Raw genomic sequence first — 16,698 nt, 5'->3', positions numbered from 1 at the left:
TATTTGTATTTATTTAACAAATATACCGCTTCAGGGTTCTGGTTTCATAGTGGGTGATGCGACAAAGCCGCGCCCATGCCGGGTTTCATCGCCCGTGCTCCCGGTATTCCTTCTTTTTGCCCTCTTTTTCCATTTTGCAAAGAATCCTTCCGGTTTTCCAAATTCGAACCATTTGTCGTCTCGATAGCATCTCTTCCTGAGTCCGGGGGAGCGACTATTGATGGTGGGAGAACGGTACGCCGCCCCGCTTCCTTGACATTCGACTTTTCGAAAACAGGGAGCAGCGAGTGAAAAGAATCGATTTAACGTATCGGCTGACCAAGGTGGGCGGCAAGGTGGCCTCGGTCGCGGTGTGTGTGCTGACCGGGGCGATGATGGTCGGCGCGGCGGGCAACGCGCTGGCGACCCCTTTTATTCTTCAAGGCAACTACATCAAGATCGGCGTGAATGACGTCGGCACGCTGGGTTCTGGGGGCTCCACACCTCCCGGCATCCTGTATGACGGCACCGGCAAAGCCAGCTTCAATCCTAACTACGATTACCTGACGCCGGGGACTCCGTTCGAAGGCTTCGCGCTTGCCGGCACCGCATCGTCTGGCGGCGCGTTCAGCACCAGCAACAACAATGCTAGTAATCGTGCTCAGACACCATTCAGCGGCACGCTGACCGACTACAGCGGCGTCACATTCGGCGGCGCCACCTACGACAACCGCGCCGTGTGGACCGGGAGTTACTCGCTCGGCGGGAGCATCTTGTTCTCGCTGACCAACGATGTCTACTTCAACGACACCGACCAACAGGTCCACATCAAGAGCACGATCACGGCGAACCAGGACCTCGGTGGCCTGTACTTCGGTCGGTTTACCGACCCGGACGCGAGGGCAGCTGCCGGTGACAGCTCCCAGACCAACAACTTCCTGGGCACGGCCGACGTCTCCTCCAAAGACCTAGTGTACGCCGAGGCGCTCGTGTCGAAGTACGTCATCGGCCTCTACAGCGCCGACCCTACCAATCATGGTGCGGGTATTTCCAAGGGATGGTCAACAAATCCGACCGATTACTTCAACGGCACAAACGACGGCAACGGCGACTATACCATCGGGCTCGGTTTCAACATTGGCAGCCTGAGCGCAGGCAACTCGAAAACGCTCGACTACTCCTATATCTTCGGTACCGACATCGCCAAGGCGGTTGTCGACGCGGGAGCGGGGACCACCAAGCCCGATATCGATACCGGCAAAGCCGCCTACACCACGACCGAGCTTTCCTCCGGCGCGGTCAATCCGGTCTTCGACGGCGGTACCCTGAGCGTCGCCGACAGCGGGACGGTCGTCCGCGACCTCTCGATCAAGGCCGCCGGCGGCACTATCGACGCCAACGGCAATTCGGCCACCTTCAGTGGCGTGATCTCCGATGCGAGTGGCGCCACCGGTAGTTTGACCCTTAAGGGTTCCGGTACAATCACCTTCAGTGGCAACAACAGCTACAGCGGCGCCACCAGCATCGGCAGCGGCTCGACGCTGGCGCTGGCCGGCGCCGGCAACATCGCCGAATCGAGTGGCGTGACCGACAACGGCACCTTCGACATCTCCGGTACCACTGCCGGCACCACCATCAAGACCTTGTCCGGCAACGGCAGCGTGGTACTCGGCAGCAAGACGCTGACGCTGAGCAGCGCCAGCGACACCTTCGCCGGCGCCATCGGCGGCACGGGCGGACTGATCATATCGGGCGGCAGCGAAACGCTGAGCGGCAACAACGGCTACAGCGGCGGCACCAGCATCGGCAGCGGCGCGACGCTGGCGCTGGCCGGCGCCGGCGACATCGCCGAGTCCAGCGGCATGACCGACAACGGCACCTTCGACATCTCCGGTACCACTGCCGGCACCACCATCAAGACCTTGGCCGGCAACGGCAGCGTGGTACTCGGTAGCAAGACGCTGACGCTGGGCAGCGCCAGCGACACCTTCGCCGGCGCCATCGGCGGCACGGGCGGATTGACCGTATCGGGCGGCAGCGAAACGCTGAGCGGCAACAACAGCTACAGCGGCGCCACCAGCATCGGCAGCGGCGCGACGTTGGCATTGTCCGGCGCTGGCGACATCGCCGAGTCGAGCGGCGTGACCGACAACGGCACCTTCGACATCTCCGGCACCACTGCCGGCTCCATCATCAAGACCTTGGCCGGCAACGGCAGCGTGGTACTCGGTAGCAAGACGCTGACGCTGGGCAGCGCCAGCGACACCTTCGCCGGCGCCATCGGCGGCACGGGCGGATTGGCGGTATCCGGTGGAACCCAGACGCTCTCCGGCAGCAGCGATTACAGCGGTGGCACAACAGTCAGCGGCGGGGCAACTGTGAGAGTGGCGGCCGATGCGGCGCTGGGCGCGGCCGGTGGCGGCCTGACGCTGAACAACGGCACGCTGGCGACCACTGCGACCCACGATTCGGCACGCACCATCACGCTGACCGGCAACGGCATCATCGATGTGGCAGACGCAACCACCTTGACCGAGAACGGCCAGATTTCCGGCGGCGGTGGTCTGACCAAGGCCGGCGCAGGCACGCTGGTGCTGTGCGGCAGCGATTACACCGGCTCCACCACGGTGAGCGCCGGCACGCTCAAGGCCTGCAAGGCCAATGCGCTGGCGGCGGCCTCCGCCACCACGGTGGCGGCCGGCGCGACGCTCGACCTGAACGGCTACGACCAGACGGTCGGTTCGCTGGCCGGTGACGGCCATGTGACGCTGGGTTCGGCCAATCTGACCACCGGCGGCGACAACAGCACCACCTTCTCGGGCGGCATCACCGGCACGGGTAGCCTGACCAAGACCGGCAGCGGCACACTAACCTTGTCCGGCGACAACGACTACAGTGGCGCGACGACGGTGAGCGGCGGCACGCTCAAGGCCGGCAAGGCGGGCTCGCTGGCATCCGACTCGGCCATCACGGTAGCGACCGGCGCGACGCTGGATCTGAACGGCTTCGACCAGACGATCGGTTCGCTGGCCGGTGCTGGCCATGTGACGCTGGGCTCGGCCAAGCTCACGACCGGGGGCGACAACGGCAGCACGACTTTCTCGGGCGACATCGCCGGCACGGGCAGCCTGAGCAAGACCGGCAGCGGTACGCTCACCCTGTCTGGCAGCAACAGCTACAGCGGCGGCACCACCGTCAACGCCGGCACGCTACAGGTGGCAGTCGACTCGGCGCTGGGCGATGCATCCGGCAACGTCACCCTCAATGGCGGGACGCTGCAGACCACGGCCGACATGAGCACCGGCCGCAAGATCACGCTGCTGGCCGACAGCCAGTTGCTGACCGACGCCGGCACGACCTTTACCCAGAATGGCGGCATCGACGGTAGCGGCCGGCTGTTCAAGGGCGGCGACGGCACATTGGTATTGACCGGCAACAACACTTACAGCGGCGGCACCACCATCAACGGCGGTGTCGTGGACGTGGCGCTGGGCTCCTCGCTCGGCACCGGCACCGTATTGCTGAATGGCGGCACGCTGCACACCACGCAAACCCTCGGTGCCAACCAGCAGGTGCTGGTGGCCGGCAAGGCCGAAGTGAATGTCGATGCCGGCACCACCACCACGCTGTCCGGTACCATCAGCAGCAATAGCAGCAGCGGCTGCTTCAACAAGACCGGCACCGGCACGCTGAATCTGACCGGCAGCGCCACCATGAACAACGGGACCTGCGTGCAGGACGGCATGCTGCGCGCCAACGGCACCCTCGACAGTTGGGTGCAGGTTGATGCTGCCGGCACCCTGCGCGGGAGCGGCCTTATCATCGGCGACATGACGGTGAGCGGCACGCTGGCGCCGGGTAACTCTCCGGGCCTGCTGTCCCAGGTCGGCACCACCACGATGCTGGCGGGTAGTTCCTTCCAGGAAGATATCGACGGCACCACCATCGGCAACGGTGCGGGGCACTACTCACACCTCGACATCACCGGCGGCCAGTTCATCATCAGCGATAACGTCACGCTGGCGCCGCAGTTGCGCGGCATCACCGGCAGTGCGAGCAACACCTTCACGCCGTCGGTGGGCGATCTGTTCCGCATCATTACGGCCGATGGCGGCATCGTCGGCCGCTTCGCTACGCTGACCCAGCCGGCGAGCGGACTGGCGGCGGATACCCGCTTCACTGCCTTCTACAATATGCGCGGCAGCGACAGCGTCGACCTGGTGCTGACGCCGACGTCTTACGCCGCCTATCTGGCCAAGGGCAAGGGCAACGTCAATGCCCAGTCGGCCGGCGGGGTGCTGGACAAACTGCTGGCCCACCAGGACGATGGCAGCGCCACGTCGCGTCAGAGCGATCTGCTCTACGCCGTGGCCGGTGTCAACGGCAACACCCTGCCTGACCTGACGCGCCGGTTGTCCGGCGAAGTGCATGGTGCACTGGCGGCGGCCGCACCGCAGGCGGGTCGTGCCCTGCAAAACCAGGTGGCGGGTCGTCTGCGCGCTCATGAAGCGGGCAGCAAGGATCCGGGCGTGGAGGGCACCGAACTGGGTGCCGTGCAGGATCTGTGGCTGGATGTATCGACCAACCATGGCGACTTCGACGCCGACGGCTACGCCTCGGGCTACCGTACCCAGCGTGATCAGTACACCGTGGGTCGGGATCTCTACCGCAACGGTCGCAACCTGTTCGGCGCCGGCTTCTCGTACGCCACCAACCATGTATCGGCCAACGCCGGCACCGGCGCGGTGGACGACAGCCTGGGCTTTGTCTACGGCCAACTAGGTGCCGGCGACTTCGTGCTGGACGGCGTTGCCGCCTACGGCACCAGCCGCTGGAAGACCCAGCGCACCGATCCGCTGCAACAGACCGGTTCGCTGCAGACCACGGCCGATGGCCAGGAAGCATTGGTAGGGGTGGGGGTGCGTCTGCCGCTGCAATTGGGCAAGCAGACCGTGGAGCCGTTCGCCCGGGCGCTGTGGCAGCACTCGGCACGCAAGGGCATCGACGAGGGCTCGGCCTCGGAAGCCGGATTGTCGTTCGGCGGCTACTCGGCAAACGGTACCCGCGTGCTGGCAGGTCTGTCGGGAGGCTCTTTGTCCAAGGACCCGTTGACCGAATCAGTGACCTACAAGTTCAGCGTCGCAGTGGGGCGTGACATCGGCGATGAGGGCCGGCCGGAGGTAAATGGCCGCCTAGCGAAAGAAAACCTGACGGTGGTCGCACCGCATGCCGGCCGCGACTTCGTGCAGGCATCGCTCAGTGGCACGGTACAGTTGAATCGCAGCGCGTATATCTACGCTGGTTTGAATGGGGAGGTAGGGAAAGGGCGTAGCGAGGTCGGTGCGACGGCGGGTCTGCGCATCCGTTTCTGATTATGCCGCAGTAAGTACCCGAGGGAAGCCCGTGTGGGCTTTTCCATTGGGCTTCTCGAAGCAGGGCAACGGTTTGCGCCGTTGCCCTGTTTGCTTTCATGCACACGGATACTGCAGCCATTCCCGCCCCGGCAGCAGCAAGCCGGACAGGCGGGCTCCTCCCGGACGAGCCTCCTGCGGCATTTTCCTGCCGGTTTCTTGTCTTGGATCAAGGACAACCACCCTCATTGCGCCGATCATACCGCCTCGCAGCGCTCTCCTGCGCCCGGCGGACTACACGCGCTGCCACCATTTGAGTTGTCGCTGCCGCTCCCCCTGTAACTGGACAGATTCTTCACGGGAAATGCAGGCGGCATGCCAGTTGCCCGCCCGCTGCCGCCTCCGCCGACATTTTTTTGTAACAATTTGTAACAATCCCTCGCCCCTCCTGTCGCCCATGCGAACTTCATAGAAGACGCTATAGCGGGCGATGGCGGCACCGCAACAAATCCCTCCTGTCAGGCAATGGTTCAAACCGTGCCGGCGGGGCGCACACCGCCTGGTTGCTGGTATTGAATAAGCATCAAAAATGGCATTCAATACCGCCCGTCCAGTTCAGATCCAAACGATGGAATGACCCACCCCATTCCATTCGCTTTTCCTTACCTAAAGCGAAGTACTCGACAGGCATAATTGCTTTTTTGACGGTTCGCCGGGATGTGATGCGGATGTCCTCGCAAGAGGATTCCCGCGCCCGTTCCGCGCCTGCCTCTGCCTCTCGAACAGTGAATTTCTTGCTGTCACGCCATCTATCTGAACGATCGCCAGTCGTTCGTATCAAGTGATCTCCGGGGCCATCGCGATCTCGAAACAGCCGTTGTCGGCGTCGTCGCGGCGTGCCGTTTTTGACCGGGACTGCGGCATTTGGCCTTGTTATTCCGCCTCGGGCGAAATACGCGTTTGCTTCCCCAAGCCAGACCGATGTGACGGCCGACCCCCGTGACGTTGGGTTCGCTTGGGCACGACAAAAAGTTACTTTCACTTCACTAAGGTCGTAGGATGATACACAGTAAACACCCACGCATTTTACGAGGGCTTCTGCTGGCCGCCGCCGCCCTGCTCTCCGGCTGCCAAGGAGGCATTCTTGATCCGAAAGGCCAGGTCGCGGCGGATGAGAAATCCCTGATCATCACGGCCACCGTGCTGATGCTGCTGGTGGTCGTCCCGGTCATTCTGATGACATTGGGCTTCGCCTGGAAATACCGCGCCAGCAACAAGAACGCCACCTATGACCCGAAGTGGTCGCACTCCGGCAAGATCGAAGCCGTAGTCTGGATCGTCCCGATCATCATCGTCTCCTTCCTCGCCGTCATCACCTGGAACAGCACCCACAAGCTGGATCCGTACCGTCCGCTCGACTCCAACGTGAAGCCGATCAACGTGCAGGTCGTGTCGCTGGACTGGAAATGGCTGTTCATTTACCCCGACCTGAACATCGCCAGCGTGAACCAGCTGGCCTTCCCGGCCAACACCCCGGTGAACTTCAAGATCACCTCCGATGCCGCGATGAACTCGTTCTTCATCCCGCAGCTGGGCGGCCAGATCTACTCGATGGCCGGCATGCAGACCAAGCTGCACCTGATCGCCAACGAGCCTGGCAGCTATGACGGCATATCGGCCAACTACAGCGGTGCCGGCTTCTCCGGCATGAAGTTCAAGGCCATCGCTACCGCCACTCCGGCCGAATTCGACGCCTGGGTGAAACAGGTGCGCCAGGGCAAGCCGCTGGATGCCGCCAGCTACACCCAACTGCTGAATCCGAGTGAAAACAACCCGGTGCAGCACTTCTCGTCCGTCACGCCGGGCCTGTTCTACGGCGTACTGAGCAAGTACATGGCCAGCCACCAGACCGCCATGGAAGCCGGACTCAGCCCCATTCAGCTTGCCGCGCTCTCCAAGAGCCTGTGCAAGACGCCGGTCGTTAAAGAGTAAGGAAAGACAATGTTATTAGGCAAACTGACTCTGGACGCCATACCGTTCCATGAGCCAATCATCATGGGGGCGCTCTCCGGCGCCGGCCTGGTCGGCCTCGCGATCATTGCCGCCATCACCAAGTTCGGCAAGTGGGGCTATCTGTGGAAAGAGTGGCTGACTTCGGTCGACCACAAGAAGATCGGCGTCATGTACATCATCGTGGCGCTGGTGATGCTGCTGCGCGGCTTTGCCGACGCGCTGATGATGCGCACCCAGCTGGCCATGGCCACCGGTGGCGCCCACGGCATCTTCCCGCCCGAGCACTACGACCAGATCTTCACCGCCCACGGCGTGATCATGATCATCTTCATGGCCATGCCGTTCATGACCGGCCTGATGAACATCGTGGTGCCGCTGCAGATCGGCGCCCGTGACGTGGCCTTTCCCTTCCTGAACTCGCTGAGCTTCTGGCTGCTGGTGGCCGCCGCGGCGCTGGTGAACATCTCGCTCGGCGTGGGTGAGTTCGCCCGCACCGGCTGGGTGGCCTACCCGCCGCTGTCGGAACTGGCCTACAGCCCAGGCGTGGGGGTGGATTACTACATCTGGGCGCTGCAGATATCCGGTATCGGGACGACATTAACGGCGATCAACTTCCTGGTGACCATCCTCAAGATGCGCGCACCGGGCATGAAACTGATGCAAATGCCGATCTTCACCTGGACCTGCACCTGGGCCAACGTGCTGATCGTAAGCTCGTTCCCGATCCTGACCGGCGCACTCGCCATGCTGACGCTGGACCGCTACCTGGACTTCCACTTCTTCACCAGTGAAGCCGGCGGCAACCCGATGATGTACCTCAACCTGTTCTGGGCCTGGGGTCATCCGGAGGTGTACATCCTGATCCTGCCGGCCTTCGGCATCTTCTCGGAAGTGATCTCCACCTTCTCCGGCAAGCGCCTGTTCGGCCATACCTCGATGATTGTCGCCAGCGGCGTGATCACGGTACTCGGCTTCATGGTGTGGCTGCACCACTTCTTCACCATGGGTTCCGGCGCCAGCGTCAACGCCTTCTTCGGCATCGCCACCATGGTGATCTCGGTGCCGACCGGCGTGAAGCTGTTCAACTGGCTGTTCACCATCTACCGCGGCCGCCTGCGCTTCACCGCGCCGGTACTGTGGACCCTGGGCTTCATGGTCACCTTCTCGATCGGTGGCATGACCGGCGTGCTGATGGCCGTGCCTGGCGCCGACTTCGTGCTGCACAACAGCCTGTTCCTGATCGCCCACTTCCACAACACCATCATCGGTGGCGCCGTATTCGGCTATCTCGCCGGCTTCGTGTTCTGGTTCCCGAAAGCCTTCGGCTTCAAGCTGGACGAGCGTCTGGGCAAGGCCGCGTTCTGGTTCTGGCAGACCGGCTTCTACTTCGCCTTCGTGCCGCTCTACATCCTGGGCTTCCTGGGCATGACCCGTCGCCTGAACCACACCGACAACCCGCTGTGGACCCCGTGGCTGTACGCCGCCTGCATCGGCGCGGTGCTGATCGCCATCGGCATCGGCTGCCAGCTGCTGCAGATTTACGTGAGCGTGCGCAACCGCAAGCAGCTCGCCGACGTGACCGGCGACCCGTGGAATGGCCACACCCTGGAGTGGTCGACCTCCTCGCCGCCGCCGTTCTACAACTTCGCCAAGGTGCCGCACGTGCATGACATCGACGCCTTCACCGACATGAAGGAAAAAGGCGTGGCCTATGAGATTCCGCAGCAGTACGCGCCGATCCACATGCCGCAGAACACCGCGGCCGGCGTCTACATCGGCGGTTTCACCCTCGTATGCGGCTTCGCCCTGATCTGGCACATCTGGTGGCTCGCTATCGTCGGCCTGCTGGGCATCATCGCCAGCATGCTGGGCCGCGCCTATGACAGCAATCTCGACTACTACGTTCAGCCGGACGAGGTGGAAGCCATCGAGCGCGAGCGCTTCGAAAAGATGGGCATCGACTTCGACCGCTACGACGAGCGCGAAACCGCCCGTCCGCGCCCGGCCAAAACTCTGGAGCAGGTGTAAACAGCCATGACTTCGCACGTAACTGCACTGCACGACACGCACGCTCATGACGACCATGAGCACCACGACAGCGGCGCCAGCGTCGAGCTGGGCTTCTGGCTCTACCTGATGACCGACTGCATCCTGTTCGCCAGCGCCTTTGCCGCCTACGCGGTACTGGTGGGCAACGTGAACGGCGGCGTCAGCGGCCGCGATATCTTCGAGCTCAAGTTCGTACTGGTGGAAACCTTCGCGCTGCTGTTCTCCAGCATCACCTACGGTTTCGCCATGATCAGCGGCCACAAGGGCAACAAGGCTGGCCTGTTGGGCTGGCTGGCCGTGACCTTCCTGTTCGGCGCCACCTTCATCGGCATGGAACTGCACGAGTTCGGCGCGCTGATCGCCGAGGGCCACGGCCCGGACAAGAGCGCCTTCCTGTCCGGCTTCTTCGCCCTGGTGGGCATGCACGGCCTGCACGTGACCGCCGGCCTGATCTGGATGGCGGTGATGATGCTGGAAGTGATCAAGACCGGTCTGACCGGCCGCGCCATGACCCGCCTGAACTGCCTGAGCATGTTCTGGCACTTCCTCGACATCGTCTGGATCTGCGTCTTTACCGTCGTTTATCTGAAAGGGGCCATCTGATGAGCCATGGTCACGACCACGCCGCCGGCCACGGCAGCGTCAAATCCTATCTCACCGGCTTCGTGCTGTCGGTCATCCTGACCGTCATCCCGTTCTGGATGGTGATGAACGGCGGCCTCGATAGCCACACCACCCTGCTCGCCATCGCCGGCTTCGCCGTGGTGCAGATCCTAGTGCACCTGAAGTACTTCCTGCACCTGAACTTCAGCAGCGAAGGCCGCGTCAACACCCTGGCCTTCCTGTTCACCGCGTTGGTGATCGTGCTGCTGGTGGTGCTGTCGGTATGGATCATCTTCAGCGCCGACGCGCTGATGATGCCCTGAGAGCGCCTGACGTGAAACTCAAGCGCTACCTGCAGGTCACCAAGCCGGGCATCATCTTCGGCAATCTGATCTCGACGGCGGGCGGTTTCCTGCTCGCCGCGCGGGGCCAGGTCGACCTCGGGCTGCTCCTGGCGACGATCATCGGGCTGTCGCTGGTGGTCGCTTCCGGTTGTTCGCTGAACAACTGCATCGACCGCGACATCGACAGCAAGATGGCGCGCACGAAGAACCGCGTGCTGGTCACCGGCGCCATGTCGTTCAAGGCCGCCTTCTGGCACGGCATCGTGCTGGGCATCGCGGGCTTCGGGACGCTGTGGCACTGGACCAACCCGCTGGCCTTCGCCTGCGCGCTGTTCGGCTTCGTGATCTACGTCGGCGTGTACAGCCTGTATATGAAGCGCAAGTCGGTGTACGGCACGCTGGTGGGCAGCCTGTCCGGCGCGGTGCCGCCGGTGGCGGGCTACTGCGCGGTGAGCGGCCAGTTCGACATGGGGGCCGCCATCCTGCTCCTGATGTTCTGCCTGTGGCAGATGCCGCACTCGTACGCGATCGCGATCTTCCGCTTCAAGGACTACGAGGCCGCCAACATCCCGGTGCTGCCGGTGGTGAAGGGCGTCTCGGCCGCCAAGCAGCAGATCGTGCTCTACATCCTGGCCTTCGCCGTGGCGACGGTGATGCTGGCCTTCGGCGGCTACGCCGGCTACGGCTACCTCGCCGTGGCCTGCGCCACCAGCCTGTGGTGGCTCAAGATGGCGCTGTCGGGCTACAAGAGCAGCACCGACGACCGGGTGTGGGCGCGTCAGGTGTTCTTCTTCTCCATCATCACGATTACCGCACTCTCGGTGATGATGGCGGTGGATTTCCAGATTCCCGAGCTGTGCTGCACCCCTGCCCCCGGCAGCGGCGTGCTGGCGGCCTTGGGCAAGCTGGTCGCCTGAGTCCCCCACGAAACAAACAGGGCCCCGCTTGGGGCCCTGTCTGTTTGTATCGAGCGCGTCGTCCGGCTCAGTTCTTTTCCCAGATCAGCCGGGCGATGGCCGACGAATCCAGCTCGCCCTCCCCCTTCTCGACCAGCTCGCCGATCAGGCCGGCCACCCGCTCCGCTTCCGGCAGCTTGATGCCCAGTTCGCGCGCGGTGTCGAGCACGATCCCCATGTCCTTGAGGTGCAGCTTGGCCTTGAAGCCCGGCGCGTAGTTGTCGTCGATCATGCGCTGGCCGTGGACATCCAGCACCCGGCTCTGGGCGAAACCGCCGAGCAGCGCCTCGCGCACCGGGGCCGGGTCCACGCCGCAGGCCTTGGCCAGCTTCATCACTTCGGCCACCGCCGCCACGCCGACGCCGACGGCGATCTGGTTGCACGCCTTAGCCACCTGCCCCGCGCCCGACTCGCCGATATGAGTGATGGTCTTGCCCATCGCCTGCAGCGCCGGACGCGCCTTCTCCAGCGCCTCGGACTTGCCGCCGACCATGATGGTCAACGTGCCATTGATGGCGCCGACCTCGCCGCCCGACACCGGGCAATCGAGAAAGTCGATGCCCTTTTCGGCCAGGCTGGCCGCGATCTTGCGCGCGCCGATCGGCGAGATGGTGCTCATGTCGACGCACACCAGGCCCGGTTTGGCGCCCTGCGCCACGCCATGGTCGCCGAGCAGCACCGCCTCCACGTCGGCGGTGTCGGACACGTTGGTCACCACCAGCTCGACCTCGGCGGCCAGTTCGGCCGGGGAGTCGCACCAACGGGCGCCGGCAGCGAGGAGCGGTGCGGCGGACTCGCGCCGGCGCGCCCACACGCTGACCTGGTGTCCGGCCTTGAGCAGATTGAGCACGCAGGGACGCCCCATGATGCCCAGCCCGATATAACCTACTTTCATTGAATTCCTCGTCAACGTTATGGCATTCAGGGGAAAAGCATACGGAAAGCCGGCCTCACAAGCCAGCCGGCACATCAGTTTTCGGGCTGGGGAGAGGGGCGCTGCGCCAGCCAGGCCTCGAACTCGAAGTCCTGCCCGGCGGCCTGATGCTCGAGGAAGTAGACGAAAGCCAGCACTTCGGCCACCGCGCGGTACAGTTCCGGCGGAATCTGCTGGTCGAGGTCGACCTGCATCAGCAGCGACACCAGCGCCGGCGAGTCGTGCACGAACACACCGGCCTCCTGGGCACGCTCGATGATACGTTCGGCCAGCTCGCCATAGCCCTTGGCCACCACCTTCGGCGCGCGCGCACCGTCCCGGTAGCTCAGGGCGATGGCGGAGCGGCGCGCCGGATCAGCGGGGGGCTTCTTCATGGCTCACCGACAGCGTCGCGAGATTCAGTCCGGCGGCGCCCAGCCCCGACTCGAGCCGGCCCGCGTGGTCGCGGATCAATTGCTCGGTCGCCGCTTCCTCGGCGGCGAAGGACACCTGCACCGCCCCGCCGACGAGGCGGATACGGGCCGACAGCCCCCCCAGCATCGGCAGGTCCAGCGCCAGCCGCGTGGACCACGCCGGCACCTCGTCGGCGCCAGCGCCCGCCTCCCGCTCGCGGGTCTTGTCCTCTTCGATGGTCATCTGCAGCGGCTGCCCGGGCCAAGCCCAGCCTTGCAGCTGCAACTGACGATTCTCCAGCGTGTCCAGTTGCCGCTGCACCAGGTTGCCCAGTTCCGCCTGAGCGGCCTTGCCATGCTCGGTGGACGTGCCCGGCGCCAGACCGAGACTTTGCCCGAGCCGGGCCTGCGGCTCGTCCTTGAGACTTTCCAGCGGCAGCCGGCCGTCGACCCAGGCCTTGACGTGGGATTCGTAAAAGAGGCCGCTCTTGTCCGCCCCCTGCTTCAAGGCTTCGGCCAGCCCGGCCGCATCCTGGCGCGACGCGTCCAGCCGCAAGCCGGCCTGCGCCGGGGCCTTCTTGCCGCTATCCAGCAGCTCGGTCAGGTAGCGCGAGGCGGGGCTCAACGAGACGTCGACCGAGCCGTCCTGCACCTCGGCATCGGCGGTTTGGTCGACCAAGGCAAAGGTCAGCTGGGGTGAGAGGCTGGTCACGCGCAGGGTGAGCGTGTCGCCGGCGAGCTGCATGCCCTTGGGCAGATTCAGGGTGAACAGGCCGTTCTTGATCAGCGCGGCGAACTGGCCGTTGTCCAGCCGTTCCGCCACCCGGGCCGAGACCTGCTCTCCGAGGATCAACGGCGGCACCTTGGCCGGCAGGACGGCGGCCTCCAGCAGCAACCGCCCGCCCTCGCCGAGCAGGCGGACGCCGGACACCGAGGTGGCGCCTAGGGCCTTGCCGGAAAGGGGGGAAATCATGAAGTGGAATTATTGCGATACAAGGACACGATCAGCTCGGCTTCGCTGCGGGAAATGCCGCAGCGCTCGGCCACTTCGGCCGCCGACAAACCGTGTTTGACCAGTTCGATGGCCTGGTTGTAGGGCGTCGCCGACAAGTCCTCGCCCTTGGCCGACGGCTTGAACGAGGGTTTGTTTTTGGCCAACTGCTCCATGTCGCGCTGCAGCATGCTGAGCTGCTGCTGAAGTTGGTCAAGATGAAGTGCCATCAATTTATCGCGCCGCTTTTCCAGCTGCGCAAAGTGCCACCATCCATACGCGCTCGCGACCACGGCGAGCACAGACAGCGACAAGGCGATAATGGACCAAATGGACACGGTGTACCCCTGACATGCTCCTTCCCTACACCTTAAGACTATAGCAGAGAGGCTTTCCCCCTAGTGGTGGATTCGGCGATAAGCGGTCAAGAACGGTAGATTTTCATGAGCCGCTGCTGTTGCCGGGACGAGGCCAGCAAGGATTGGGCCTCTTCTTTGCAGCGCGACAGCAACTGGTCGATTTCTCGATTCTGTTCCATTGCTGCCAGAAGCTCGGAGCGGCACGCCGGCACCTGCTCCAGCAAGCGTGGACCGGCCCCATCCTGGAGAGCCTGCTGACAATGAGCGCGCGCATCGGAGAGCTGGAAGAACTCTTCCAGCTTTTCGTGGAGCAAGGCGAGTCTCATTTCGCCGGTAAGACGGCAAAACTCCTGTGCCAGCAGGGCAAGCTCCTGACGATCCATGGCCCCTCTCCCGAAACAGCCGCTCAGAACCCTGCGTTGACAGCCTTCTGCGGCACCATCGCCGCGGTTTTCTCAACCTGTTTCCAGGCAGACAGAATCTCTTCCAGCAGCCCCTGCACTTCGACGAGGATAGCGGGATCGTTCTTGAGGTTGGCCACGCTCAGCCGGCTCTTCATGTAGAGGTAAAGGTCGCTGAGGTTTTGCGAGATATCGCCGCCTTGCTGGAAATCGAGTACCTCGCGCAGGCCGTCGAGAATGTCGATGGCCTTGGAGATCATCGCGCTCTTCACATCGAACCGCTGCTCCGCCATCGCCCGCTCGGCCTGTTGCAGCGCCTTGATCGCGCCCTCGTACAGCAGAACGATGATGCCGACAGGGCTGGCGCCATACACGGCCACCTGCAGGGCATCGTCCAGATACGCCTTGTTGAGTTGCTGCAGGGCTCGTCTATTCATGATGGAGTACCAAACTTGACTGGTTGATTAACCATGGAAAACATTCGTTCGTCAGCCCAGAAGGGACTGTAGATAGCTGCTGGTGCGCTGAATCTCGGTCAGCGCCGCATCCAGCGCCGAATACTGGCGCAAATAGGACGCTTCCTTGTTGTCCAGACGCTCCTGGATGCGGTCCTGGTTCAGCTCTTCATCCTTGATCTTGATATTCACCGTCGCCGTGCGGGTTTCCAGGATGCCGGTCGTGCCGAGCAGGTCCGTCACCTGGGAAACGAAACGATCGCCGAAGCCATCGTTGTTGGTGTTGCCGAACAGCTTGGAGACGTTGTCCAGGTTGTCGTTCATCGCCTTTTTGAACGCCGATTGGTCCAGCTTGAGCGTGCCGTCCTTCTGGATCGAGATGCCGATCTGGGACAGGTAGGCGTAGTCTGTCGTCGGATCGTAACCGGACACCGGCTTCGTCAGCACGCTGGTCAGCCGCTGCTGGATGCTCAAGAGGCTGGCGTCGCCCTTCAGGCTGCCCGAACGCAGACTGCCCGTCAGGTTCTTGACCGTATTGAACTGATCGACGAAATCCTGAACCTTCTGGATGATGGAAGACTCGTCACGGGCCACCGTCAGGTTGGCCGACCCCAGCTTGCTGAGGCTCAGGCTGATGCCGGAAATGGCATCGGTGATGGTGTTGCTGCTGGCGGTAATGGCGACGCCGTTGATGGTCAATTCGGCGTCGGTCGCGGTTTTCGACTCGCTCACCGCCGTGGCGGACTGGCCGAGAACGGGAATGGGGGTCGCGAAGCTGAAGGCGTTGGCGGAGCCCGAGTCCTCAGAGGCCAGAACCAGCTTGTAATTGCCCTGGCTGCTGACGATGGTGGCATTGACGCCGATATCCGCCGCGTTGATCTTCTGGCGCAAGGTATCGAGCGACACATCGCTCGCCCCCAGGTCAATCGCTGTGGTGGTGCCGCCCACGGTGATGGAGAAGGAACCGTTGAGCCCGGCAATCGCCGCCGCCTTGTCGGTGATGGCGCTGCCCCCATCGCGCAAGTCGAACACTTTCTGTTCCGAGGTAGCCAGCTTGGTCACGTTGATCTGGTACACGCCGGCGCTGGCGTCAGCCCCGGCCGTGCCGCTGAGCACGGTGGTATCCGACGAGGTGGATTTGTAGATGTTGACGAAATCCAGTGTGGTCAGCGCGCGGGCCTTGGTTTGCAAGGTGGATAGCTGGGACTTCAGGTTGCCCAGGTCCGAAAGCTGGGAGTTGTAGCTGGAGAGGCGGGACTGGCTGGCTGTCAGCGGCTGCCGTTCAATGGTCATCAGCTGCGAAACCAAACCCTGTACATCGAGCGAGCCGGCCGTGGTCGAAATGCTAGCCATCACATGTCTCCTAAAGAGCGGTCAGCCTTCAACAGGCTTGAAGGTAGGCACCGCGTACTGCTTAGGCACTGTCCTTGAGCAGCAGGCCCTTGAAGTCCTCGATGGCCTTGGCGATCCGCAATGCCTCTTCGGAAGGAATCTGCCGTATGACTTTCTTGGTCTCGCTATCGACAACCTTGACCACGGTGGCCTGAGTGTCCTCGTCCACGGTGAATTCGAGGTTGTTGTTGTAGTGCTTCAGGGCTTCGTTCAGCTTCTTGACCGAATCGTGCAGTTCCGACTCGGTCGGCGGCTTTTCCTGCTTGGCCGCGGAATCCGAGCCGGCCTGCGACTCGGCCGACTTGCCGACGCCGTTGACGGCCCGATCGAGTTCTTTCGGCACGGGCACGGCGGTCGCGGCATCACTCGCCTGCTGAATCCCTGGCGACGTTTTCTGGGATGGCTGGTATAGCACCCCGGGGCTTAGCGAAGGATTGATTTGCATCACCACCTCCATGAGGTACACCCCAGACATGGCT

The 16,698-nt window shown here is 63.2% G+C and carries 14 protein-coding genes; 6 read left to right on the top strand and 8 right to left on the bottom strand.

Going from position 1 to position 16,698, the window contains the following annotated elements:
* Window positions 1-287: 287 nt before the first annotated feature.
* From PSEMAI1_RS20425 to cyoE, 6 genes are all read left to right on the top strand, one after another.
* Window positions 288-5,351, top strand: coding sequence for an autotransporter-associated beta strand repeat-containing protein (locus PSEMAI1_RS20425; protein ID WP_156943076.1), 5,064 nt, complete (start codon window positions 288-290; stop codon window positions 5,349-5,351).
* A 1,038-nt stretch (window positions 5,352-6,389) separates the two neighbouring features.
* On the top strand, window positions 6,390-7,322 hold the full coding sequence (gene cyoA / locus PSEMAI1_RS0102480) for a ubiquinol oxidase subunit II (RefSeq protein ID WP_024301342.1): 933 nt from the start codon (window positions 6,390-6,392) through the stop codon (window positions 7,320-7,322).
* 9 nt (window positions 7,323-7,331) lie between these two features.
* Window positions 7,332-9,371, top strand: coding sequence for a cytochrome o ubiquinol oxidase subunit I (gene cyoB / locus PSEMAI1_RS0102475; protein WP_024301341.1), 2,040 nt, complete (start codon window positions 7,332-7,334; stop codon window positions 9,369-9,371).
* Between the two features lie 6 nt (window positions 9,372-9,377).
* Window positions 9,378-9,995 carry a cytochrome o ubiquinol oxidase subunit III gene (gene cyoC, locus PSEMAI1_RS0102470; RefSeq protein WP_024301340.1) on the top strand — a complete coding sequence of 206 codons (618 nt, stop codon included), beginning with the start codon at window positions 9,378-9,380 and terminating at the stop codon, window positions 9,993-9,995.
* Window positions 9,995-10,318 carry a cytochrome o ubiquinol oxidase subunit IV gene (gene cyoD / locus PSEMAI1_RS0102465; RefSeq protein ID WP_036986169.1) on the top strand — a complete coding sequence of 108 codons (324 nt, stop codon included), beginning with the start codon at window positions 9,995-9,997 and terminating at the stop codon, window positions 10,316-10,318. The genes cyoC and cyoD overlap by 1 nt, the downstream gene beginning before the upstream one ends.
* An 11-nt stretch (window positions 10,319-10,329) precedes the next feature.
* Complete coding sequence (cyoE, locus tag PSEMAI1_RS0102460; protein ID WP_024301338.1) at window positions 10,330-11,256, top strand: heme o synthase; 927 nt, start codon at window positions 10,330-10,332, stop codon at window positions 11,254-11,256.
* Between the two features lie 67 nt (window positions 11,257-11,323).
* On the opposite strand, the gene PSEMAI1_RS0102455 is transcribed toward cyoE, so the two are convergent.
* The 8 genes from PSEMAI1_RS0102455 to PSEMAI1_RS0102420 all read right to left on the bottom strand — a co-directional run bounded on the left by PSEMAI1_RS0102455 (window position 11,324) and on the right by PSEMAI1_RS0102420 (window position 16,664).
* Complete coding sequence (locus tag PSEMAI1_RS0102455) at window positions 11,324-12,190, bottom strand: NAD(P)-dependent oxidoreductase (protein ID WP_024301337.1); 867 nt, start codon at window positions 12,188-12,190, stop codon at window positions 11,324-11,326.
* A 74-nt stretch (window positions 12,191-12,264) separates the two neighbouring features.
* On the bottom strand, window positions 12,265-12,603 hold the full coding sequence (locus PSEMAI1_RS0102450) for an EscU/YscU/HrcU family type III secretion system export apparatus switch protein (protein WP_024301336.1): 339 nt from the start codon (window positions 12,601-12,603) through the stop codon (window positions 12,265-12,267).
* Window positions 12,584-13,594 (bottom strand): flagellar hook-length control protein FliK, encoded by a 1,011-nt coding sequence (locus PSEMAI1_RS0102445; protein ID WP_024301335.1) that lies wholly within the window; start codon window positions 13,592-13,594, stop codon window positions 12,584-12,586. The genes PSEMAI1_RS0102450 and PSEMAI1_RS0102445 overlap by 20 nt, the downstream gene beginning before the upstream one ends.
* The gene (locus PSEMAI1_RS0102440; RefSeq protein ID WP_156943075.1) at window positions 13,591-13,950 is read right to left on the bottom strand and encodes a DUF2802 domain-containing protein; all 360 of its coding nucleotides are present in this window, start codon (window positions 13,948-13,950) and stop codon (window positions 13,591-13,593) included. The genes PSEMAI1_RS0102445 and PSEMAI1_RS0102440 overlap by 4 nt, the downstream gene beginning before the upstream one ends.
* A gap of 86 nt (window positions 13,951-14,036) precedes the next feature.
* Window positions 14,037-14,354 (bottom strand): hypothetical protein, encoded by a 318-nt coding sequence (locus PSEMAI1_RS0102435; RefSeq protein WP_024301333.1) that lies wholly within the window; start codon window positions 14,352-14,354, stop codon window positions 14,037-14,039.
* A 23-nt stretch (window positions 14,355-14,377) separates the two neighbouring features.
* Complete coding sequence (gene fliS / locus PSEMAI1_RS0102430; RefSeq protein WP_024301332.1) at window positions 14,378-14,809, bottom strand: flagellar export chaperone FliS; 432 nt, start codon at window positions 14,807-14,809, stop codon at window positions 14,378-14,380.
* Window positions 14,810-14,860: 51 nt separating this feature from the next.
* On the bottom strand, window positions 14,861-16,180 hold the full coding sequence (fliD, locus tag PSEMAI1_RS0102425; protein WP_024301331.1) for a flagellar filament capping protein FliD: 1,320 nt from the start codon (window positions 16,178-16,180) through the stop codon (window positions 14,861-14,863).
* A gap of 61 nt (window positions 16,181-16,241) precedes the next feature.
* Window positions 16,242-16,664: a flagellar protein FlaG gene (locus PSEMAI1_RS0102420; RefSeq protein ID WP_029770454.1), complete on the bottom strand. Its 423-nt coding sequence runs from the start codon at window positions 16,662-16,664 to the stop codon at window positions 16,242-16,244.
* Window positions 16,665-16,698: the final 34 nt, after the last annotated feature.

The sequence above is a fragment of the Pseudogulbenkiania sp. MAI-1 genome (assembly GCF_000527175.1).
Lineage (GTDB): Bacteria > Pseudomonadota > Gammaproteobacteria > Burkholderiales > Chromobacteriaceae > Pseudogulbenkiania.
Note: the sequence above shows the minus strand (reverse complement) of the source record. Positions and strands in the feature narration are given on the sequence as shown.

Bases quoted from the DNA above. Each gene is read 5' to 3' on its own strand.
- cyoA (WP_024301342.1), top strand. From the start codon at position 6,390: ATGATACACAGTAAACACCCACGCATTTTACGAGGGCTTCTGCTGGCC.
- cyoB (WP_024301341.1), top strand. From the start codon at position 7,332: ATGTTATTAGGCAAACTGACTCTGGACGCCATACCGTTCCATGAGCCA.
- cyoC (WP_024301340.1), top strand. From the start codon at position 9,378: ATGACTTCGCACGTAACTGCACTGCACGACACGCACGCTCATGACGAC.
- cyoD (WP_036986169.1), top strand. From the start codon at position 9,995: ATGAGCCATGGTCACGACCACGCCGCCGGCCACGGCAGCGTCAAATCC.
- PSEMAI1_RS0102455 (WP_024301337.1), bottom strand. From the start codon at position 12,190: ATGAAAGTAGGTTATATCGGGCTGGGCATCATGGGGCGTCCCTGCGTG.
- PSEMAI1_RS0102450 (WP_024301336.1), bottom strand. From the start codon at position 12,603: ATGAAGAAGCCCCCCGCTGATCCGGCGCGCCGCTCCGCCATCGCCCTG.
- PSEMAI1_RS0102445 (WP_024301335.1), bottom strand. From the start codon at position 13,594: ATGATTTCCCCCCTTTCCGGCAAGGCCCTAGGCGCCACCTCGGTGTCC.
- PSEMAI1_RS0102435 (WP_024301333.1), bottom strand. From the start codon at position 14,354: ATGGATCGTCAGGAGCTTGCCCTGCTGGCACAGGAGTTTTGCCGTCTT.
- fliS (WP_024301332.1), bottom strand. From the start codon at position 14,809: ATGAATAGACGAGCCCTGCAGCAACTCAACAAGGCGTATCTGGACGAT.
- fliD (WP_024301331.1), bottom strand. From the start codon at position 16,180: ATGGCTAGCATTTCGACCACGGCCGGCTCGCTCGATGTACAGGGTTTG.
- PSEMAI1_RS0102420 (WP_029770454.1), bottom strand. From the start codon at position 16,664: ATGCAAATCAATCCTTCGCTAAGCCCCGGGGTGCTATACCAGCCATCC.